The organism is Pseudoclavibacter sp. JAI123 (genome assembly GCF_013409665.1).
GTDB lineage: Bacteria > Actinomycetota > Actinomycetes > Actinomycetales > Microbacteriaceae > Pseudoclavibacter.
In genome coordinates this window covers 437247-456241 of the sequence record NZ_JACCCM010000001.1, presented here as the reverse complement: position 1 = coordinate 456241, position 18995 = coordinate 437247, and the positions used below count along the sequence as shown (strand labels likewise).

At 67.7% G+C, this 18995-nt stretch carries 23 protein-coding genes; 15 read left to right on the top strand and 8 right to left on the bottom strand.

Going from position 1 to position 18995, the window contains the following annotated elements; translation table 11 throughout:
- Nucleotides 1-67 precede the first annotated feature (67 nt).
- Together nagE and HDC34_RS02230 are read right to left on the bottom strand one after the other, a co-directional pair.
- Complete coding sequence (gene nagE / locus HDC34_RS02235; RefSeq protein ID WP_179555665.1) at nucleotides 68-1993, bottom strand: N-acetylglucosamine-specific PTS transporter subunit IIBC; 1926 nt, start codon at nucleotides 1991-1993, stop codon at nucleotides 68-70.
- 94 nt (nucleotides 1994-2087) lie between these two features.
- Nucleotides 2088-2804, bottom strand: coding sequence for a GntR family transcriptional regulator (locus HDC34_RS02230; RefSeq protein WP_179555664.1), 717 nt, complete (start codon nucleotides 2802-2804; stop codon nucleotides 2088-2090).
- Nucleotides 2805-2956: 152 nt separating this feature from the next.
- On the opposite strand from HDC34_RS02230, the gene HDC34_RS02225 reads away from it, so the two are divergent.
- Together HDC34_RS02225 and HDC34_RS02220 are read left to right on the top strand one after the other, a co-directional pair.
- Entirely contained in the window at nucleotides 2957-3886 is a 930-nt protein-coding gene (locus tag HDC34_RS02225) for a haloacid dehalogenase-like hydrolase (protein ID WP_179555663.1), read from the top strand.
- Nucleotides 3887-3967: 81 nt separating this feature from the next.
- Nucleotides 3968-4501: a hypothetical protein gene (locus tag HDC34_RS02220; RefSeq protein ID WP_179555662.1), complete on the top strand. Its 534-nt coding sequence runs from the start codon at nucleotides 3968-3970 to the stop codon at nucleotides 4499-4501.
- 138 nt (nucleotides 4502-4639) lie between these two features.
- Here the strand turns inward: HDC34_RS02220 and HDC34_RS02215 are convergent, their stop codons facing one another.
- Nucleotides 4640-5542, bottom strand: coding sequence for a helix-turn-helix transcriptional regulator (locus HDC34_RS02215; RefSeq protein WP_179555661.1), 903 nt, complete (start codon nucleotides 5540-5542; stop codon nucleotides 4640-4642).
- A gap of 140 nt (nucleotides 5543-5682) precedes the next feature.
- On the opposite strand from HDC34_RS02215, the gene HDC34_RS02210 reads away from it, so the two are divergent.
- The 4 genes from HDC34_RS02210 (at nucleotide 5683) to HDC34_RS02195 (ending at nucleotide 8848) form a co-directional block, all read left to right on the top strand.
- Nucleotides 5683-6345: an SDR family oxidoreductase gene (locus HDC34_RS02210; RefSeq protein ID WP_179555660.1), complete on the top strand. Its 663-nt coding sequence runs from the start codon at nucleotides 5683-5685 to the stop codon at nucleotides 6343-6345.
- A 211-nt stretch (nucleotides 6346-6556) separates the two neighbouring features.
- Nucleotides 6557-6907 (top strand): cyclophilin-like fold protein, encoded by a 351-nt coding sequence (locus HDC34_RS02205; protein WP_179555659.1) that lies wholly within the window; start codon nucleotides 6557-6559, stop codon nucleotides 6905-6907.
- Nucleotides 6904-8145 (top strand): MFS transporter, encoded by a 1242-nt coding sequence (locus HDC34_RS02200; protein WP_179555658.1) that lies wholly within the window; start codon nucleotides 6904-6906, stop codon nucleotides 8143-8145. Before HDC34_RS02205 ends, HDC34_RS02200 begins: the two co-directional genes overlap by 4 nt.
- The gene (locus HDC34_RS02195; protein ID WP_306455445.1) at nucleotides 8135-8848 is read left to right on the top strand and encodes a GNAT family N-acetyltransferase; all 714 of its coding nucleotides are present in this window, start codon (nucleotides 8135-8137) and stop codon (nucleotides 8846-8848) included. Before HDC34_RS02200 ends, HDC34_RS02195 begins: the two co-directional genes overlap by 11 nt.
- Here HDC34_RS02195 and HDC34_RS02190 read toward each other — a convergent pair.
- Nucleotides 8809-9111, bottom strand: coding sequence for a DUF427 domain-containing protein (locus tag HDC34_RS02190; RefSeq protein WP_179555656.1), 303 nt, complete (start codon nucleotides 9109-9111; stop codon nucleotides 8809-8811). The two genes, HDC34_RS02195 and HDC34_RS02190, sit on opposite strands and share 40 nt — an antisense overlap.
- A gap of 193 nt (nucleotides 9112-9304) precedes the next feature.
- Between HDC34_RS02190 and glgX the strand changes: the two genes are divergently transcribed.
- Nucleotides 9305-11350 (top strand): glycogen debranching protein GlgX, encoded by a 2046-nt coding sequence (glgX, locus tag HDC34_RS02185; protein ID WP_257023057.1) that lies wholly within the window; start codon nucleotides 9305-9307, stop codon nucleotides 11348-11350.
- Between the two features lie 59 nt (nucleotides 11351-11409).
- Here glgX and HDC34_RS02180 read toward each other — a convergent pair whose 3' ends face one another.
- The gene (locus HDC34_RS02180) at nucleotides 11410-11709 is read right to left on the bottom strand and encodes a hypothetical protein (protein ID WP_179555655.1); all 300 of its coding nucleotides are present in this window, start codon (nucleotides 11707-11709) and stop codon (nucleotides 11410-11412) included.
- A gap of 130 nt (nucleotides 11710-11839) precedes the next feature.
- Here HDC34_RS02180 and HDC34_RS02175 point away from each other — a divergent pair, with 130 nt between their 5' ends.
- The 7 genes from HDC34_RS02175 (at nucleotide 11840) to HDC34_RS02145 (ending at nucleotide 15026) form a co-directional block, all read left to right on the top strand.
- A complete protein-coding gene (locus HDC34_RS02175) occupies nucleotides 11840-12442 on the top strand; it encodes an alpha/beta hydrolase (protein WP_179555654.1) in 603 nt (200 codons plus the stop codon).
- A gap of 114 nt (nucleotides 12443-12556) precedes the next feature.
- A complete protein-coding gene (locus HDC34_RS02170) occupies nucleotides 12557-13024 on the top strand; it encodes an Asp23/Gls24 family envelope stress response protein (protein ID WP_104313127.1) in 468 nt (155 codons plus the stop codon).
- Entirely contained in the window at nucleotides 13021-13221 is a 201-nt protein-coding gene (locus HDC34_RS02165; RefSeq protein ID WP_104285408.1) for a DUF2273 domain-containing protein, read from the top strand. The genes HDC34_RS02170 and HDC34_RS02165 overlap by 4 nt, the downstream gene beginning before the upstream one ends.
- The gene (locus HDC34_RS02160) at nucleotides 13218-13598 is read left to right on the top strand and encodes a hypothetical protein (protein WP_179555653.1); all 381 of its coding nucleotides are present in this window, start codon (nucleotides 13218-13220) and stop codon (nucleotides 13596-13598) included. Before HDC34_RS02165 ends, HDC34_RS02160 begins: the two co-directional genes overlap by 4 nt.
- Nucleotides 13595-14176 carry a DUF6286 domain-containing protein gene (locus tag HDC34_RS02155; protein WP_179555652.1) on the top strand — a complete coding sequence of 194 codons (582 nt, stop codon included), beginning with the start codon at nucleotides 13595-13597 and terminating at the stop codon, nucleotides 14174-14176. The genes HDC34_RS02160 and HDC34_RS02155 overlap by 4 nt, the downstream gene beginning before the upstream one ends.
- The gene (locus HDC34_RS02150; RefSeq protein WP_179555651.1) at nucleotides 14173-14778 is read left to right on the top strand and encodes a hypothetical protein; all 606 of its coding nucleotides are present in this window, start codon (nucleotides 14173-14175) and stop codon (nucleotides 14776-14778) included. The genes HDC34_RS02155 and HDC34_RS02150 overlap by 4 nt, the downstream gene beginning before the upstream one ends.
- A 74-nt stretch (nucleotides 14779-14852) precedes the next feature.
- Nucleotides 14853-15026 (top strand): CsbD family protein, encoded by a 174-nt coding sequence (locus HDC34_RS02145; protein WP_104254193.1) that lies wholly within the window; start codon nucleotides 14853-14855, stop codon nucleotides 15024-15026.
- 92 nt (nucleotides 15027-15118) lie between these two features.
- Here the strand turns inward: HDC34_RS02145 and HDC34_RS02140 are convergent, their stop codons facing one another.
- Nucleotides 15119-15793, bottom strand: coding sequence for a GntR family transcriptional regulator (locus tag HDC34_RS02140; protein WP_308807233.1), 675 nt, complete (start codon nucleotides 15791-15793; stop codon nucleotides 15119-15121).
- A 105-nt stretch (nucleotides 15794-15898) separates the two neighbouring features.
- On the opposite strand from HDC34_RS02140, the gene HDC34_RS02135 reads away from it, so the two are divergent.
- Nucleotides 15899-17065 (top strand): mandelate racemase/muconate lactonizing enzyme family protein, encoded by a 1167-nt coding sequence (locus tag HDC34_RS02135; protein WP_179555650.1) that lies wholly within the window; start codon nucleotides 15899-15901, stop codon nucleotides 17063-17065.
- Here the strand turns inward: HDC34_RS02135 and HDC34_RS02130 are convergent.
- Together HDC34_RS02130 and HDC34_RS02125 are read right to left on the bottom strand one after the other, a co-directional pair.
- The gene (locus HDC34_RS02130) at nucleotides 17062-17535 is read right to left on the bottom strand and encodes a CinA family protein (RefSeq protein WP_308807232.1); all 474 of its coding nucleotides are present in this window, start codon (nucleotides 17533-17535) and stop codon (nucleotides 17062-17064) included. The genes HDC34_RS02135 and HDC34_RS02130 overlap by 4 nt on opposite strands.
- Before the next feature lie 88 nt (nucleotides 17536-17623).
- Entirely contained in the window at nucleotides 17624-18955 is a 1332-nt protein-coding gene (locus HDC34_RS02125) for an NtaA/DmoA family FMN-dependent monooxygenase (protein WP_179555649.1), read from the bottom strand.
- Nucleotides 18956-18995 lie beyond the last annotated feature (40 nt).

Here is an 18995-nt window from a genome sequence, read left to right as displayed (position 1 = left end):
AGAAGAACGGAAGGGGTGAGCTGCCGAACCCGGCACCCCACCCCTCGCCCCCGGCGACGGGTCAGCTTCAGCGCAGCTTCAGCTCGATGTCACCGCCGCCGAGCACGATGACCGGCGTGACGGCGGGATGCCCGGCCGCACGGATGGCCTCGAGGTCGAACCGCAGCAGCGGGGTGCCCTCGGTGACCACATCCCCGACCGAGACGAGGGTCTCGAACCCCTGACCCTTCATCTCCACGGTGTCCACGCCGACGTGGACAAGCACCTCGGTGCCATCGCCGAGCGTCATCGCGACCGCGTGGCTCGTCGGGAAGAGGTGAGCGACCGTGCCGTCAGCGGGAGCCCACACGGTGTCGCCCGTCGGCTCGACTGCGACACCTGGCCCCATGATGCCCTCGGAGAAGGTCGCATCCGGAACCTCGGAGAGCGGCACGACCCGACCGGCGACCGGCTGACGCAGCGTGAGCACCGTCTTCGTGGCGACGCCGCCCTGCGAAACCTCACCCGCGCCTGCATCAGCCGCGACGACCGGCGCGGCGACTGCCGGAGCCGGCGCTTCGACTCGGCCGGCGATGAGGTCCTCCATCGCGTCCTTCACGAACTGCACCTCGAGGCCGTAGATGACCTGCACGGACTTCCCGCCCGGCTTCATGATGCCCGCAGCCCCCGCGCGGCGGATCGCCGCGTCGTCGACCTTCGACACGTCGGCGATCTCCATGCGGAGCCGCGTGGCGCAGTTGTCGAGCTCGAGCACATTGTCCTTGCCGCCGAGCCCCTTGAGGATCGCGGAGGCCTGGCTTAGGAACTTCGACGAGCCCGTCGACGTCTCATCCACTTCGACTTCCTCGTCTTCACGACCCGGCGTCTTCAGGTCGAAGCGCTTGATGATGAAGTAGAACGACACGAAGTAGATGACGAACCAGATGGCGCCCGCCAGGAAGATGGCCCACGGGTTCTGCGCCAGCGGGTTGACCCAGCCGAGCATGAGGTCGATGAAGCCTCCGGAGAAGCCGAAGCCCATGCGCACCGGCAGCAGCGCCATGATGAACATCGAGATTCCGGTGAAGATCGCGTGGACGACGTACAGCGCCGGCGCGAGGAACATGAACGCGAACTCGAGCGGCTCCGTGACGCCGACGAAGAACGACGCGAAGGCGCCGGACAGCAGGATGCCCGCGGTGACCTTGCGGCGGTTGGTCTTGGCCGTGAGGTACATGGCGAGTGCGGCACCGGGGAGGCCGAACATCATGATCGGGAAGTAGCCGGTCATGTACTGGCCGGTGACACCCGCCGTGCCTGTGCCGTTGAGGAAGTTGCCGAGGTCGTTGATGCCGGCGACGTCGAACCAGAACACCGCGTTGAGCGCGTGGTGGAGGCCGAGCGGGATGAGGAGGCGGTTGAAGAAGCCGTAGAGGCCGGCGCCGACCGGGCCGAGCCCGACCATCCACTCGCCGAATGAGACGAGGCCGCCGAAGAGGACCGGCCACACGAAGTAGAGGACGAGCGCGACGACGAGGGATGCGCCGGTCGTGACGATCGCGACGGAGCGCTTGCCCGAGAAGAACGACAGGGCGGCCGGCAGCTGGACGTCCTTGAACTTGTCGTAGCAGTAGGCGCCGATGAGGCCGCAGATGATGCCGACGAACGCGTTCTCGATGCGACCGAAGCCGATGTTCACGTCCTCGACGGCGATGCCCTGCAGGGTTGCGACCGTCTCGGGGCTCAGGAGCCGCGTGACGACGAGCCAGGACACGAGTCCGGCGAGCGCGGCGGTACCGTCTGGCTTCGATGCCATGCCGATTGCCACGCCGAGCGCGAAGAGCAGGGGCAGGTTGTCGAGGAGCGCGCCTCCCGCTGCGGTGAAGAAGGCCTGGACGAAGTTCTCGCCGGCCGTGTTGAGGATCCAGTACCCGATACCGGACAGGATGGCCGCTACCGGCAGGACAGCCACCGGCAGCATGAGCGACTTGCCGAGTTTCTGGAGATATTTCATGACGAGACTCCGTGGTCAAAGGAAAAGTTAGGGGGACTCTACTTGGAAAATTCCCCCTGGTATAGACCAGAGTTCGTCGGTGGTGCGGTTTACTTCACGAGAAGGGCAGCGTGAGGCGCTCCTGGAGCGGGAAGGTGAGCTCGAAGCGATCCGCGGGGAACGTCGCCCGCGAGTAGGTCATCGGCAGCCCGCGGGCGATTGCCGCGCGCGTGAGTCGAAGAACCGGGTAGCTCGCTGCGATACCGAGCAGCTCGATCTCCTCGGAACTCGGCAACGTGGCCGTGACGACCTCGACGCCTTCCGTCGGCAGGAGGTCGAGGCCCTCGAGCATCTCGTAGATGCTCCCCTTCGCGGTCTCCTCGTTGAGCTGCGGAACGAGCGCCGCGGGCAGCCATTCGTCTTCGAGAGCAAGCGGACGGTTGTCCCCGAGGCGCAGCCTGCGCAGGTGGATGGTCTCAGCGTCCGGAGGGAGCTGCAGGTGCTCCTCAACCTCGGGCGGACGCTCCGTGCTCCGGACGAACGACAGCACCTGCGTCTCGGCGCGCATCCCGTGCTCGCGGACGGCACTGGCGAACGACCGAAGCCGAACCTGCAGGGAGACGGGTGGCGCCAGCTTCTCCGTGCCGATGCCTCGCTTCGTGCGGACGAGACCCTCGCGCTCGAGGATGTCGATCGCCGCACGCACCGTCATGCGCGCCACTCCGAGATCGGCGGCAAGCGTGCGTTCTGACGGCAGCAACTCCCCGGGCGAGAGAGACGAGGCGAGGGCACGAACGCCCTCGAGAGCTGTTGATCCGCTGAGCCGTGCCATCCCTCGAGTATCCCATCGCTTTCGTCGGCGACCGGGAGAGGAACGACGCCAGGGTTGACGACAGGCGGGCGACCTTGAAATGATTGGTCTAGTCCACCAGGTCGGTCGCGGCATTTGCGACACCCTTCACACCCCCAACGGAGAGGGCCCCGATGACCAAGCGTCTGCTCGACACGACGGCACGCGAACTGGCTTCCTACAGCCGCGCACAGATCATCAACTCGATCGGCGCGAGCGAGGGACGTGTTCTCGCGGCCGAAGTCATCGCGCCAGCCATGGCAGCGGTTCAGGACATCAGCAACCCCGAAGTCGCCGCCGCGATGGGCGCCGACCTGATCGTGCTGAACATGCTCGACGTCGGCCGACCTGCCGTCGACGCCGTCCCGTCCGAAGCGCCCGGCGATGCCATCACGACCGTGAAGCGACTGACCGGGCGACTCATCGGTGTCAACCTCGAGCCGGTCGACCCGCAGGCGGACCGGGTCACCGATGATCGCTTCGGCACCGGCGGGAGCGCCGGGCGGCTTGCCACCCAGGACAACATCGCCGCCGCCGTCGCCCTGGGCGCGGACGCCATCGTGCTGACCGGAAACCCGGGCATGGGCGTCACCAACGAGTCGCTTGCACGCGCGGTCGGTGCTGCCCGCGAAGCAGCCGGTGAGAACACGCTGATCTTCGCCGGCCGTATGCACGCTGCAGGCAGTGCCTCTCAAGCGGGCAGCAGCATCGTCGACGACCGGGCGTTGGAGAGCTTCGTCGCCGCGGGAGCTGACGTTGTCCTCATGCCAGCCCCCGGCACCGTGCCGGGCTGCCACGAGGCCCTCGTCCGGAGCTGGGTCGAGACCGTCCACGCCGCCGGCGCACTGACCATGACCACCGTGGGAACTTCGCAGGAGGGCGCAGACCAGGACACGATCCGTCGCATCGCCCTCATGACGAAGATGACTGGGACCGACATCCACCACCTCGGCGATTGCGGGTTCTTCGGCATCGCACTGCCCGAGAACCTCCTCGCCTACAGCATCGCTATCCGCGGACGCCGCCACGCGTACCGGCGCATGGCGACGTCGCTCTTGCGCTGAGCCGCTCGCGCGCGCACTGTCATATCCGTGGTCTCGTGCCGCGAGGGTCGGGTAGCTTCTCACCATCTCACGGTCGAGATCGTGAGCACCGCATCGCGGACCGGCTTCTGCGCGGCGACGCCTGAACCCCTATACGTGACGGCGAACTTCCCGGACGGGGAAGCCCCTGAGACGCCGGTCTTCGTCAACTTGGGGTTCCCCGATCCAGGGCAGCACTTCGAGCTCACGCTCAGTGGCGGTGGGACCGCAGAGCCATCATCGACGCCCGTCGATCTGCCTCCGTCGTTCACGTTCGGGGAAGACCCCTACCCGCCAGAAGTAGGCCCAGAAGTGTTGTGGACGGCAGACCAGACGGGGGTCGTGGTGAGGTTCGCCAGTCACCAGCTCGCGCCGTGTTCGGTCGAGCGCTCGAGCACGATCGAACAGGTCGACGACCGGAACTTCACTGTCGTCATGCGAAGCACGGGGGAAGCCGGTGGCTCCGATTGTCCGCTCGACGACCCGCTCCACTCCGAAACAATCGACGTCCCCGCGGGTGAAGCGCCAGGCGCGCCGGTGCTCCTCGACCTGAGCTTCCCCGACACGAACACCGGCTACGAGCTGACGCTCAGCTGAGGCGGCTGCGTCAGCGACTGCGACCTACGATTCGTCGAGCGCGACGCAGGTCAGCGAAGTTGTGAGGTTGCTTCCCCCTGGGAGAGGAGTGTCTCACTAGGGTGCTCGCGACGGGAGCGAATCAGGTCAACTGCGTACTCAGGCCGGCACGTCCCGGGTAATCGCTCCCGGGTCTCGAGCTACGGCCGTGATGTTCTCGGTCGCCGCCCAGGTGGCGAGCAGTCGCAGGCCTTCCTCTGACGGACTGGCGGGCAGCGGCGTGTAGACGGTCATGGTGTGGCCGGGATCGTCTTCGAGATCCATGGCGTGGTAGTTCAACTCGAGAAGTCCGACCACTGGATGCTGGAACTGTTTCGCCCCCGAGTAGTGGCGGCGGACGTCATGCGCGGCCCAACGGGTGCGGAAATCGTCGCTACGCACGGAGAGCTCGCCGACGAGGTCGGTGAGCTGCTTGTCGAACGGCGATCGGCCAGCCTCCCGCCGAAGGATCTCGACGTTGACGTTCGCCGCTCGGTCCCAGTCGGGGTAGAAGTCGTGCGCCCGCGGGTCGAGGAAGATGAACCTCGAGTGGTTTGCCGGACGCGCGCTGCTCCGGTACATCTCGGAGTAGAGGGCGAAACCGAGGTCGTTGGCGGCCACGATGTCCATCCGATTGTTGCCGACGATGGCGGCGGCTCCCGTTATCGAGTCCAGCAGATGCTGCGCGGTGGGGCGCAACCCGGTGGCACGCGACTTCGCAGGGCGCACCTGCGCCCCGAGGTTCGCCGTTCGCGCGAGGTCGCGGAGGTGATCGTGTTCGGCGCGGCTGAGCTGCAGCGCTCGAGCGACGGCATCGAGCACGTTGTCGGAGACGCCGGTCAGGTTCCCGCGATCGACACGGGTGTAGTACTCAACACTCACTCCAGCGAGGCGCGCAACTTCGTCTCGGCGAAGCCCGGTGACGCGGCGTCGCGTCGTTCCAGGGTCGATGCCCGCCTGTTCCGGCGTCAGCCTGCCGCGGCGGGAGCCGATGAATTCTCGTACTTCGCTCCGGTTGTCCATGAAGCTCACGCTACGACGCGGAGCCGAGCCCTGGGGTACCTCTGCTGGAACCCCTTTAGCCCGGCCCTCCCTCCCTTTTCGCACGAAGCGTTGACTGTTGGCATGAGAGAACCGAGCTTCGGTCCCTCGGAGAGGAACATATGAGCACCATCGCGATCATCGGAGCCGGAAGCGGACTTGGCCTCGCCGTCGCGCAGCGGTTCGGAGCGGCGGGATTTTCCGTAGCGCTCATCTCCAGGGCCCAAGAGAACGTCGACAAAATCGCGTCGCAGCTTCGGACTGACGGCATCACGGCTCAGGGTTTCGTTGCGGATGTGCGGGTGCCGCAGGAGCTTGAGGCAGCACTCACGGATGCGGCGCGCACGCTGGGAACCGTAGAGGTACTGCAGTACAGTCCCGTGCCCGCAAAGGAGTTCATGAAACCGGTGCTGGAGACCTCGGCGGCAGACCTGGCGGGACCTGTGGAGTTCTCCATCTACGGACCCGTCATCGCCGTGCAGCAGGTGCTGCCGGGCATGCGCGAGCTCGGCTACGGAACGATCCTGTTCATCAATGGCGGCAGTGCTGTGCGCCCCAACCCGACGGTCGCAGGGACCTCGATCGCCTTCGCCGGCGAGTCCGCGTTTGCTGAGCTGCTGCACGATGCGCTCAAGACCGAACGCATCCATGTCGGGCAGTTGATCATCCCCAAGGGCATCGGCGGAGGAGACCCAGACCACGATCCGGCTGCGCTCGCTGAGAAGATCTGGCGCATCCACACGGAACGCGCCGAGTTCAGAACCTTCGTCGCCCCGATGAGCTGACGAGCAAATGGAAACCAGGAACGCACGAGCGCGAAAGCCTAGGTTCTCGGCCGTCCTGCTCGCGGTGGGCACCCTGTTGACCGGGTGCGCGAGCGCTGCAGCACCAAGCAACGACCTCCCCTCGACGCTGCCCGCCAACACAAGCCAGGCGACGGCCCAAGAGGCTTCGCCCGCGGCCAGCCCTACCCGCGAACCGGAGGAACCGCCGACAATGACGACGAACATCACCATCACCATGGGTGACACCACGGTGCGCGGAACGCTCGACGCGAACGCCGCCACCGCCGACCTCATCGCGCAGCTGCCCCTTGAGCTCGCCTTCGAGGACTTCGGCGGACAGGAGAAGATCGCGACGCTCCCGACGGCGCTCTCCCTTGACGGGTTGCCGTCCGGAAGCGATGCGCCAGTTGGAACTCTCGGGTATTACGCGCCGGACCAGGGCCTCGTGCTGTACTACGAATCGGTCGGCTACTACCCGGGCATCATCCCCCTCGGCACGTTCGAGGGCGTCGAGGCAGTCCGTGACGCACAGCCGTCCACTGGAACGGTGTCGGCGGAATGACCTCGCCGCAGTCGCCGACCTCCGACATTCCGACGGTCCGGAACAGCGCGGAGCCCGCCAGGCTCCGGCTGACGGCGCTCGTCGTTCTTGCCCTCATGGGATTCATCCTCGTCGCCATGGAGACCATGCCCGCCGGTCTCCTGCCCGAGATCGCTGGGGAACTGGGCGCCTCCGAAGGAGTCATCGGGCTGTTCGTGAGCGCCTACGCGCTGGGCACCGTCCTCGTCACCGTCCCAGCCATCTCGCTGACACGTCGATTCCGCCGCAAGCCTCTCCTCCTGGTCGGCATCGCGGGGCTTCTCCTCTCGAATGCGGTCACCGCGATCTCCTCCGACATTGCACTCTCGCTGGGGACGCGGTTCGTGGCGGGGGCGTTCTCTGGCGTCATCTGGGGCATGCTCGCCCCGTATGCGATCCGCATCAGCCCACCCGCCAAATTCGGTGCCGCTCTCGCGATCGTATCGATCGGCGCACCCCTGGGGTTCGCGTTCGGCACGCCGCTCGGCGCGTGGATCGGCACCGTCGCGGACTGGCGCTGGTCGTTCGCTGGCCTGTCCGTGCTCGCCTTCATCGTCGCCGTCGCCGTCGTCCTCTGGGTGCCCGACGCCCCCGGGCAACGAGCGGTCGCTGGCCTGCCGATGGTGAAGGTGTTCGGGCTGCGCGGTGTGGCGATCGTGCTGTCGGTCATCTTCGTCTGGATGCTCGCCCACAGCACCATCTACACCTACATAGCTCCGTATCTGCGCGAGACAGCGACGGCCATCACGCCGGACCTGATGCTGCTCGTCTACGGAGTCGCCTCGCTCATCGGAGTGGCGGTGACGGGCGTGCTCCTCGACCGACACCCGCGGGCGCTGCTGCACCTGAGCGTGCTGGCCTTTGTCGCGGCGGGCGCGGCACTGCTCGCGGGGCAGGCCTCGGCACCGGCGCTGCTTGCGGCCGCCGCCCTCTGGGGCGTCAGCTTCGGAGGCGCCTCGCCCCAGCTCCAGAGCGCACTCACTCGTGCCGGTGGAGAGAATTCCGACGTCGCGAACTCCTTCCTCCCGGTGGCCTTCAACCTCGCGATCTTCGCAGCGGGGATTTTGGGAGCCGGCCTGCTGGGGGCGTACGGCGGCATGTCGCTTCCCGGCGCGATGATCGTTCTCGGCGCGGTTGCCCTGATCCTGACCCTCGCCGGCCGACGCTCGGCCTTCTTGCCGTCGACGCACCGATCAGGCGGGATCCAAGATGCGAGGTGATCGGGCGAACGGCTCGGCGATGCCGGAGCCAGCGGTCGGATTCGTGCGGAGCTGGGCTCGTGGTCTTACTTGGCGCCCCCGCAGGCCAGGTGCCCTTCGTGGGCGGAGCATCGGGAGGCCCGTCGGCGCGCCCGTCCTTGAAACCGAACGCCTGACCCTGCGCAGCTACCGTGCCTCTGATGAGGACGACTGGTTTCGTCTCCATCAGGGGCACGGCGTGCGCGAGTTCCTGGCCTGGCCAGATAGGAACCGTCAGCAGGCCAGAGCCCACCTCAGAGTCAGGATGCGTTCCAAGATCCTCCACAGGGCAGATGACTTCATGGCGCTCGCTCTCGAACTCGACGGCCGGGTGATCGGAGACATCTCACTTCATCTGAGAGCCGTGGCCTCGGAGGTTCGAGGCGTCGAAGTGGGTTGGGTCCTCCACCCTGACTTTCAAGGCAAGGGATACGCGACGGAAGCGGCTGCGGCCGTCGCGCGGTTCGCGTTCGAGGCGGTTCGAGCGCGGATGGTGTTCGCCGTCGTCGACCCGCGCAACCGTGAGTCCTTCAGGCTCGCACGTAGGCTCGGTTTCGTCGAGATGAGTCGCCGCGGCCGGGGAGGTCTCCTCCTGCTGACGGAGGACGCCCTCGTCCTGGCGCCCGGCCGCGCGCACGCCGAACCTCAGCCGATATCGACCTGCGACTTGTCAAAGGCGACGTAGCCGGCGAAGTCGTGCCCGACCTTCTCGGCCGCGCCCGCGAACGGCTCCGGGTAGCTCCAGGCGGCGTCGCGGTGCGTCTCGCCATCCGTCACCACGTCCCAGTACTGTGCGTGCCCCTTCCACGGGCAGGTGTACTGCGTCGCGCTCTCGGTGAATGCCCCTGACGTCAGCGACGACGGAGGGAAGTAGTGGTTGCCTTCGATGCCGACGAGCTCGGACTCGGGCGCTTCGGCGATGACGGTTCCGTTGACAGTTGCCTTCATGATGCTTCCTCCGATGGGTAGCGAGTGGGGAGACGGGAAGCGTCGCCCCACAGGCTGGGAGAACGGTGATGCCTGTGGATGCGCGCCGCGCGTACCTGGGAGAACGTCGGCAGAGCCGCCCCGCGCCTGCCTTACTCTCAACGGCGGGGTTCCGCGCCAGGGCTCCGCTCCCCCGCCACTGGAAGGCCCTCCGTTGCCGCACTCCGATCGCTCCCGCCCGTATCCGCTCGGCTTCAGCAACGTCGCCGGACGCTCGAATTTCGCCGTCTACTCGGAGACCGCCGACGCGGTGCACGTGTGCACGTTCGACGAGTCGGGCGCTGAGACCCGCACCCAGCTCGAGGAGCGCACGGGCCACGTCTTCCACGGCTTCGTCGACGCGCTGCAGGTCGGCACCCGCTACGGAATCCGCGTCGACGGCCCGTGGGCGCCGGAGCAGGGCCTCCGTCACAACGTGAACAAGCTGCTCCTCGACCCGCACGCCACCGCGATCGAGGGCCAGTACACGTGGTCGCAGGCCGTGTTCGGCCACGACATGAACGAGCCGGAGCAGCGCGACGACACCGACTCTGCGGGTTCCGTGCCGCTGAGCGTCGTCACGGACCCGAGCTTCGACTGGGGTGACGACACCTCGCCGCGCGTCCCACTCGACCAGACGGTGGTCTACGAGGTGCACGTGAAGGGGTTCACGCAGCTCCACCCGGAGGTGCCGGAGGAGATCCGCGGAACGTACGCCGGCCTCGCGCATCCAGCCGCCATCCAGCACCTCGTCGACCTGGGCGTCACCTCCGTCGAGCTGCTCCCCGTGCAGCAGTTCGTGCAGGACAGCCACCTCCAGGAGAAGGGGCTGCGCAACTACTGGGGCTACAACTCCATCGGGTTCTTCGCGCCGCACGGCGACTACGCAGCCGCAGGTGACGGCGGTGGGCAGGTCGCCGAGTTCAAGGAGCTCGTGAAGGCCCTGCACGCCGCCGGCCTCGAGGTGATCCTCGACGTCGTCTACAACCACACCGCCGAGGGCAACCACATGGGGCCAACGCTGTCGTTCAAAGGCCTCGACAACGCCGCCTACTACCGGCTGGTGGAGGGCGACGAGAGCCACTACTTCGACACGACGGGCACCGGCAACAGCGTCAACGTCAGCCACCCGGCGGCGCTCGGCCTCATCATGGACTCGCTGCGCTACTGGGTGAGCGAGATGCGCGTCGACGGGTTCCGCTTCGACCTCGCCACGACCCTCACGCGCCAGGGCGGCGACGCGGAGCTGCACAGCGCGTTCCTCACGCTCATCCAGCAGGACCCGGTGCTCGCGCCCGTGAAGATGATCGCCGAGCCGTGGGATACGGCCGGCTACCAGGTGGGCGGGTTCCCTGCGGACTGGTCGGAGTGGAACGGCAAGTTCCGCGACGACGCCCGCGACTTCTGGAACGGCAGCGACGCGACCCTCGGCACGACGGCGCAGCGCATCCTCGGCTCCCCCGACGTGTACGAGGCGAGCCGCCGCTCGCCTCTGTCGAGTGTGAACTTCATCACCGCGCACGACGGGTTCACGCTCGCCGACCTCACGGCATACAACGACAAGCACAACACCGCTAACGGTGAGGACAACCAGGACGGCGAGAGCGACAACCGCTCGGCCAACGGCGGCGCGGAAGGCCCCACCGAGGACGAGGCCGTCAACGAGCGGCGCGGACGCAAGCGCCGCAACCTGCTCGCGACGCTGCTGCTCTCGGCGGGCGTGCCCATGATCCTCGGCGGCGACGAGCTGGGCCGCACGCAGGGCGGCAACAACAACGCCTACTGCCAGGACAACGAGATCTCCTGGTTCGACTGGGAGGCCGTGGACGCCGACCTGCTCGAGTTCACGCGCACGCTCATCTCGCTGCGCGCCGAGCATCCGGCGCTGCGGCCCGTCTGGTTCCGGCAGGCACCGGATACGGGTGCGGACGCCACGGTGGACGTGCTGCGGTCGGATGCGCTTGGCTTCGACGACGCCGACTGGGACAACCCGGAGGCGCGCTCCATCGCGTTCGTGTTCTCGCACACGGGCGCCGACTCGTTCGCGCTGCTGCTGAACGCGGCCGAGAACGCGGTCGAGTTCACGGTCCCGGATGCGCCGCACGGCACCTGGGAGCTGGCGCTCTCGAGCGATGGCGAGCAGCTGGTCAGCGACCCCGTGACGACCCTCATGGTCAAGGAGGGGTCGTTCACGCTGCTGCGCTCGCCGCTGCAGCGCTGACCGCGAGTTCTCCCTCGGCGCTCCCCACGTCTACACGCTGACCAGGGAGCGCCGAGACGTTACTCCTCGACCCAGGGGCGGGCACGGACGGCGTCCATGTCCCCGCGGAGAACCTCCGTGAAGATCGTGAGCACCTGGTCTCGGGGCACGTGGGAGAGCACAAGCTCGGGGTCGTGTGGTCGTGCGGCGTGCGCGAGCACCACGGTCCCGGACGAGTAGGCGGTGACGAACCAGCCGTACGGGTCACCGGCACCGACGTCCGGCTCATCGTCACTCGCCCCGTCGAGTTCGGCGAGGAGGGCCGGCAGATCCTCGACTCGAGCGGGATCCGACGAGCCGTCGAGGTGCATCACTCTCATGTCGGGCAGAATACGACCCCGCGATGGGTGCCCCCTCGGCGCGAGCGCCCGCCTGCGACATCGACAACGATTCGGACGCCGCTCGACTCGATCGCGCAGGCTCGCAACTCCTGCCCCTAGCCTGCGTGCCATGGCACCCGCATCCACTGACCCCGTCCACCTCCCGGCCCGCGTGATCATCGTCCACGGCTTCCGCGCGAACGTCGACGCGCACTGGTTCCCGTGGCTTCGGGATGCGCTCGCCGACCGGGGCGTCGAGGCGACGAGCGTCGAACTTCCGCTGCCGGAGGCGCCGAACGCCGCCGACTGGGAGCGCGAGGTCGCGCTCGCGTTGGGAACCCCCGACGAGCGGACCTGGATCGTGGGCCATTCGCTCGGCGCCGTGACATCGCTCCGCGCGCTGGCGGCGCAGCTCGGCGACTGGCGGCTCGGCGGCGTCGTCTTCGTGTCCGGCTTCACCGGGACGCTCGACACGCTCCCCGACCTCGACGAGTACCTCGCGGAGGAGGTGGATGTGGAACGCGTCGCCGATCGCATCGACACTCGCGTCGTCATCCGCTCGGACGACGACACCCTCGTGCCGCCTGCCGCATCCGATGCTCTCGCGCGCCGACTCTCCGCCGAGATCCGCGTGCAACCGGGGGCCGGGCACTTCCTCGAAGCGACCGGGATGACCTCCCTGCCGGTCGTCCTCGACGCGCTCCTCCAGACCCGCCCCGCGCCCCGAACCTGAGCGCTTCCTGAAAACGCAAGACGAGTTTGTGACACATCGGGGGTCGCCTGCGTCTCACCTGTACAAGCCCACACGGTGCATCGGCACCAGGCAGAGACCAGAAAGAAGAGCATCATGGCGAACACGACACCCACCACCGCTACCGCCCCCAAGACGGCTCAGACGTCCAGCAGCGTCGTCCCCACGAACACCTCGGGCGGACGCGGCACGACGACGATCGTCGACAGCGTCGTCGCTCGCGTCGCAGGGATCGCCGCTCGTGACGCCCGCGGCGTCTACGACCTCGGCGGCGGCGCGGCCCGCGCCATCGGCGCCATCCGCAACGCGATCAACGCGACGGACCAGAGCCAGGGCATCAACGTCGAGGTCGGCGAGAAGCAGGTCGCGGTCGACGTGACCATCGTCGCCGAGTACCCCGTCTCGCTGCAGGACGTGGCCGACGGCGTCCGCGCCGACGTGATCCGCGCCATCGAGACCATCGTGGGCCTCGAGGTCACCGAGGTCAACGTCACGGTCAACGACGTGCACCTCCCCTCCGAAGACGACAGCAACGACAAGACGGAAGAAGCGCGAGTCCAGTGAACACCGCATCCCTCACACGAACCGGCATCCTCATCGGCGCGGTCCTCGCGCTCACCTGGATCATCCTCGGCTTCTGGGCGTTCTTCTTCGTCGCGATCGCGATGATCGTCGGCGGCATCATCGGACGCATCCTCGAAGGAAAGCTCGACGCCACCGCACTCGTTGACGTCATCCGAGGACGGAACACCTCCTCATGAGCGCAGCCGCGACCACACTCAGCGGCGCGGCGCAGCGAGGCACAACACGACTCACCGCGAAGGCTCTGACTCGTCTTGCGTCAGCTGTCGCCGGTGACGCGCTCGGGGTCGACGCTGGCAGCGTCAGCGTCGACCTCGACGACCACAACGGCAAACTCGCTCTCCGCGTGAAGACCCCCATCCGGGTCCCCTCGCTCGCCCGAATCCGCGAGCAGCCAAGCGCGCTCGAGCGCAGTGGGGGCCCGCTCCTCGAGCGAGTCGAAACCGCGAAGACCACCATCCGCGACCGCGTGCAGACCCTCAGCGGGTCCCAGGTCGGCCTCGTCACCATCCGCGTGACCGGGCTCAACATCAAGGCAGAGGAGCGAGTCAGATGAGCACCAACACCTCGCTGTACTCGCGCCTCTCCCGGCGAGAGACGCACTCGCCCCGCTCGGCGCTCGCGATCACCCTCGCGGTGCTCCTCATCCTGGTCGCGGCCTGGATCGGCACCGAGATCGTGCTGTCACTGCTCGCCCTCCCGGCGCTGCTCGTCGCACCGGCAGACATGTTCACCTCCGCGCTGGGCGTGCTCGAGCAGCCCACCCAGTACGTCGGGATCGCCGGCGTGGTCGTCGCGATCATCGGGCTCGTGCTGCTCATCGCAGGCCTCGCCCCCGGGCGCCGGGCACGGCACACGCTCACCTCGACCCGCACCGCGACGGTCGCGGACAACGCGGTCATCGCCTCCGCCCTCGCCCGCCATGCAGCGCACGCCGGCAACGTGAGCCCGGACAACGTCACCGTGTCGGTGTCCCACCGACGCGCCGACGTGCACCTCACCCCCGCATCCGGGCTCCCGGTCGACGCGTCCGCCATCACGGCCGCCGTCAACCAGCAGCTCGAACGGTACGAACTGAAACCCCGCGTCACCGCCAAGGTGCGCGTCGCAGAGAACGGGAAGGTCGGCGCATGAACAGCACCAACCGAGGCCTGAACCGGCTCCTCATCACCGCCACCGGCCTCCTCCTCCTCATCATCGGCGCCGCCGCAGCCATCGGCGCATGGCTGCCCGGGGCGAAAGACACGTGGACTCCCATCTCCGAAGGCGTGAACACGAATGTCACGGGCTGGCTCCAGCAGACCCCGTTCCCCGGTGCCGACTTCAGCTGGCTCCTCATCGCCGTCGTCGCGGTCCTCGCGATCGCCATCATCCTGCTCCTCGTCTTCGCCCTCCGCCAGGGACAGGGACGGACCGGCACGATCGTCAGCGACCGCACGCCGGACACCGGGCGCACCATCGTCGACGTGTCGGTTGCCCGCGACGCCCTCTCGGATGCGCTCGACGCCCGCGACGAGTTCCTCACGACAAGCGTCTCCGCGTACAACGTGAAACGCACCCCTGTGCTGAAGGTGTCGGCCACGTGCCGACGCGGCGTCTCGCCTCGAGACGCGACGGAGATCGTCGAGCAGAACCTCGAGGCCCTGGATGTACTCCTCGGCCGGCAGGTGCCCGTGCTGCTTCAGCTCAGCGGCGGCTTCCGCGCCCGAGTGCAGCAGTCGACGCGCCTCCAGTAGGACTCACCACCACAACTCCCCACCGCGGCACCGCAATTCGACGGCACCGCAACCCCCAACAGAAAGGAACTGCCATGAGCGCAGGAGACAAGATCAAGAACGCAGCTGAAGAGTTCGGCGGCAAGGCCAAGGAAGCAGTTGGCAAGGTCACCGACAACGAGCAGCTCGTCGCCGAAGGCAAGGCCGACCAGGCCAAGGCCAACGTGAAGCAGGCGGGCGAAGACGTCAAGGACGCCTTCAAGAAGTAGCTCACACCAGCTGACAGCTCTCATCAGCACCGCGAAGCGGCAGTCGACTCAGTCGGCTGCCGCTTTTCTGCGCCCGCCAGTCGGCGGGCCCGTCAGTCGGTGGGCGTCGCCAGCTTGTGCAGCACCGAGGAGGTCAGGCTCTCGGCGATGTGGCGCCGCGCGAGAGCAGACGCCGCCTCGGCATCGCGGCGCTCTATGAGCTCCAGCAGCTCCAGGTGCTGCCGGTGATCGACATCGCGAGGCTCGGCGCCGTCCGGCAGCTGCAGTCCCGCGCGACGATACCGATCAGACTTGGCCCACAGGTCGTCGAGCATCCGGATCATCGCCTCGTTTCCCGAGGCCGCGTACACGGATCGGTGGAACGCACTGTGCGCCTGGATGGCCGCCTCGCCCCACTGCCTCGTGACGGGCAGCAGTCGACTGGCGGCGAGCCGCATCGCCTCGAGCTCGTCGGAGGTGTGCCGCGCCGCGGCCAGGGCGGTCGCCTCGGGCTCCAATGCCAGGCGGATCTCAAAGAGCTGACGCCCCTCATCCGCGCTGATGCCCGCGACACGGACGTCGCGATGGGCGTCGACCGTGACAAGCCCCTCGCTGCTCAGCCGGCGGAGGGCCTCGCGGATGGGGGTGATGCTCATGCTGAGCTCGCTCGCCAGCTCGTACTGCGCGACGCGGGACCCCGCGGGGAGCTCGCCGCTGAGGATGCGGTGACGCACCTCGAAGTACGCGACATCGCCTTTGCTCGAGAAGACGTGTGTTGTCGACACCACTTGCCTCGCTTCCTCTGCATCCGGACCCGCTTGCGGAATCCCTGCTCCGTATCGTAGCGTCGGTCTCGTATCTTATAAGATGCATCACTACTCGAAGGAGGCTCCATGAAGATCACGTCAGCCCACGTCGGCACCATCCCCATCAGCTCGTCGATGCGGAACGCCTACATCGACTTCTCGAAGATGGACAGCTCGATCATCGCCCTAGTGAGCGACGTCATCGTCGACGGCCGCCCGCTCGTCGGGTACGGCTTCAGCTCGAACGGCCGCTACAACGCGACGCCCATCATCGAGGAGCGCCTGCTCCCCCGCCTCTTAGCGGCGACGCACGACGAGCTGCACGACGAGGCTGGCGGGTTCTCGCCGTCTAAGGCCTGGGACATCATGATGACCAACGAGAAGCCGGGCGGGCACGGGGAGCGCTCCGTAGCGCTCGGCGTGGTGGACATGGCACTGCACGACCTCGTCGCGAAGGCCGCCGGAGTTCCCCTCTACCGCTGGATCTCCGACCACTACGGCGATGGCCAGCCCGACGAGGACGTCTTCGTGTACGCCGCCGGCGGCTACTACGCGCCCGGGAAGTCCGACGCCGACCTGCAGGACGAGATGCGGCGCTTCCTCGATTCGGGTTACGAGGTCGTCAAGATGAAGATCGGCGGCACCGACCTCGCCGACGACCTCCGCCGCATCGAGGCCGTCATCGACGTGCTGGATGGCGACGGCTCGCGGCTCGCAGTCGACGTCAACGGCAAGTTCGACCTGCACACCGCACTCGAATACGGGCGTGCCATCGAGCCCTACAACCTGTTCTGGTACGAAGAGATCGGCGACCCACTCGACTACGCACTGAACGCGACGGTCTCCGAGCACTATCCGAATCCCATCGCGACCGGTGAGAACCTGTTCTCCGTGCAGGACGCGCGCAACCTGCTCCGCTACGGCGGGATGCGCCCGGACCGCGATTACATCCAGGTCGACCCAGCCCTCACCTACGGCCTCGTCGAGTACCTCCGGGTGCAGGATGCGTTGGCGCAGCACGGCTGGTCACCCCGCCGCTGCATCCCGCACGGCGGGCACCAGTTCTCGCTTCACATCGCGGCAGCCCTGCACCTCGGGGGCAACGAGTCATATCCGGGCGAGTTCCAGCCAACCGGCGGCTTCACCGACGACGCGGTCGTCACGAACAGCCGAGTATGGCCCGGCGATCTTCCCGGCATCGGCCTCGAAGGCAAGGCCGAGTTCTTCAAGGTGCTCAAGAACCTGCACGCCTAGGTTGCGCGTAGGAGACGCTCCAGTCGTTCCAGCACCTGACGGACGGTCTGGTCGAGGATCTCGGCGGGCTCCCCGTCGAAGTCGTGACGTTCGCTGCCCACGACACCGTCGACACTCCATCCCAGGAACACGGTGCCTTCCGGTTCGCCCTCTTCCGGTCCGGGGCCGCCCGCACCGGTCGTCGCGATGGAGATGTCGGACTCAAGCAGCCGTGCCACGCCGACCGCGAGTTCCTCGGCGCACCGGGCCGAGACGACCGGGCCGGGTGTCACACCGAGGACGCGCTGCTTCACCTCCGTCTGGTAGGCGACGACCCCGCCGCGCAGCCACGTCTTCGTGTCAGGTCCGCTGCCGAGCGTGGAGGCGACCCTCCCGCAGGTCAGAGACTCGGCCACACTCAGGGTGCGGCCCGTCTCCGCGAGTCGTTCGGCGATGGTCTCGATGAGGTTCTCGTCACTGAGCTGTGCCACTGCAGCATCGTAGGAACGCGTGCTGAACGGCGGCGGAGTACCTGGTGAGCGTGTCCGCAGAGCGACGCCGGAGTCACGGCGCGTCGACTCAGACCACGCGCGGGTCCCGACCGTACTGAGCGGGCGCCCCGAGGTGATCGCGAAGGGTCGCCCCCTCGTAGTCGTCGTGGTAGATGCCGCGCTCCTGCAGGAGCGGGATCACCTCGTCGACGAACGCGTCGATGCCATCCTCATTGACGTCGACCGACACCCAGAAACCATCGCACGCGCCGGCCTCGAACCACTCCTGCATGTGGTCGGCGATCACGCTCGCTGGGCCAACCGGGGTGGGGTGGTAGTCGATGACCCCGTGCGCGAGGATGTCGCGGATCGTCCATCCCTCACGCGCGATCTCGAGGGCGCGCGCGGAGCGCGGATCGTACGGATTCGGGCTGGCGCTGGCCAGCTGGCTCGCGGTGAGCGGCTTGTCGAGCTGGGAGGGGTCCAGCGCCGAGGGCAGGTTCAGCATCTGGCCCAGGTACCCGACTCGAGCGGGCGCGGACAGCTCGCCGAGCGCGACCCGACGGTCGAGCGCCTCGCGCTTGGTCGCACCGAGGGCTGGCATGACACCGGCGAAGAACTTCACGTCGTCTGGGTCGCGCCCGGCCGCACGCGCAGCCTCCCGCAACGCCTCGCGCTGCTGCCGCGCATCCTCGATCGTGAACACCGCCCCGATGACTCCGCTCGCGTGACGTCCGGCGATCTCGGCCCCGTTCGCGCCGCCACCGGCCGAGAAGATCACGGGCTGCCCCTGCTCCGAGGGCGGGATGTTGAGGGGGCCGCGGGAGGCGACATACTCGCCCTGCAGGTTGATGGGTCTGATCTTGTCTCGATCAGCGAAGCGACCCGTCGCCGTGTCCATCACCCACGCGTCCTGCTGCCAGCTCCCCCAGAGCGCCTCGACGATCTGGATCGCCTCGTGGGCGCGCTGGTAGCGCTCGGGTCTCGGCGCGACCGTGCGGCCGAAGTTGGCCGCCGCTCCCGGGTCGCTGGTCGTGACGGCGTTCCAGCCGGCACGGCCGTGGCTCATGATGTCGAGCGCCTTGAACTGACGGGCGATGGTGAAGGGCTCGCTGAAGGTCGTGGATGCGGTCGCGACGAGGCCGATCCTGTCGGTCTCCCGCGCGATCGCGGCCAACGTCAGCACGGGCTCGATGGAGATCATGAACGACTCGCGGGCGAGGTCGACCTGCTCGCCCGGGAAGTCGGGGAAGAACAGGAACGCGAACTTCCCCCGCTCGGCGGACTGGGCGTACCGGACCTGCGCGTCGACGTTCGTGTAGTTGGCGGGGTCTACACCTGGCGCCCGCCAAGCGGAGCTCTGCGAGCCGTATCCGCTGCCGATGTGCAACCCGAGGATCATCTTGCCGTTGCCGGTCATCGTTCCGCTTCCTGTTGCTGTCGGGAGCACTGGCACTCGC

Bases quoted from the DNA above. Each gene is read 5' to 3' on its own strand.
- HDC34_RS02145 (WP_104254193.1), top strand. From the start codon at position 14,853: ATGAGCGCAGGAGACAAGATCAAGAACGCAGCTGAAGAGTTCGGCGGC.
- HDC34_RS02160 (WP_179555653.1), top strand. From the start codon at position 13,218: ATGAGCGCAGCCGCGACCACACTCAGCGGCGCGGCGCAGCGAGGCACA.
- HDC34_RS02190 (WP_179555656.1), bottom strand. From the start codon at position 9,111: ATGAAGGCAACTGTCAACGGAACCGTCATCGCCGAAGCGCCCGAGTCC.
- HDC34_RS02230 (WP_179555664.1), bottom strand. From the start codon at position 2,804: ATGGCACGGCTCAGCGGATCAACAGCTCTCGAGGGCGTTCGTGCCCTC.
- HDC34_RS02210 (WP_179555660.1), top strand. From the start codon at position 5,683: ATGAGCACCATCGCGATCATCGGAGCCGGAAGCGGACTTGGCCTCGCC.
- HDC34_RS02135 (WP_179555650.1), top strand. From the start codon at position 15,899: ATGAAGATCACGTCAGCCCACGTCGGCACCATCCCCATCAGCTCGTCG.
- HDC34_RS02175 (WP_179555654.1), top strand. From the start codon at position 11,840: ATGGCACCCGCATCCACTGACCCCGTCCACCTCCCGGCCCGCGTGATC.
- HDC34_RS02195 (WP_306455445.1), top strand. From the start codon at position 8,135: ATGCGAGGTGATCGGGCGAACGGCTCGGCGATGCCGGAGCCAGCGGTC.
- nagE (WP_179555665.1), bottom strand. From the start codon at position 1,993: ATGAAATATCTCCAGAAACTCGGCAAGTCGCTCATGCTGCCGGTGGCT.
- HDC34_RS02225 (WP_179555663.1), top strand. From the start codon at position 2,957: ATGACCAAGCGTCTGCTCGACACGACGGCACGCGAACTGGCTTCCTAC.
- HDC34_RS02125 (WP_179555649.1), bottom strand. From the start codon at position 18,955: ATGACCGGCAACGGCAAGATGATCCTCGGGTTGCACATCGGCAGCGGA.
- HDC34_RS02200 (WP_179555658.1), top strand. From the start codon at position 6,904: ATGACCTCGCCGCAGTCGCCGACCTCCGACATTCCGACGGTCCGGAAC.
- HDC34_RS02205 (WP_179555659.1), top strand. From the start codon at position 6,557: ATGACGACGAACATCACCATCACCATGGGTGACACCACGGTGCGCGGA.
- HDC34_RS02155 (WP_179555652.1), top strand. From the start codon at position 13,595: ATGAGCACCAACACCTCGCTGTACTCGCGCCTCTCCCGGCGAGAGACG.
- HDC34_RS02180 (WP_179555655.1), bottom strand. From the start codon at position 11,709: ATGAGAGTGATGCACCTCGACGGCTCGTCGGATCCCGCTCGAGTCGAG.
- HDC34_RS02215 (WP_179555661.1), bottom strand. From the start codon at position 5,542: ATGGACAACCGGAGCGAAGTACGAGAATTCATCGGCTCCCGCCGCGGC.
- HDC34_RS02150 (WP_179555651.1), top strand. From the start codon at position 14,173: ATGAACAGCACCAACCGAGGCCTGAACCGGCTCCTCATCACCGCCACC.
- HDC34_RS02170 (WP_104313127.1), top strand. From the start codon at position 12,557: ATGGCGAACACGACACCCACCACCGCTACCGCCCCCAAGACGGCTCAG.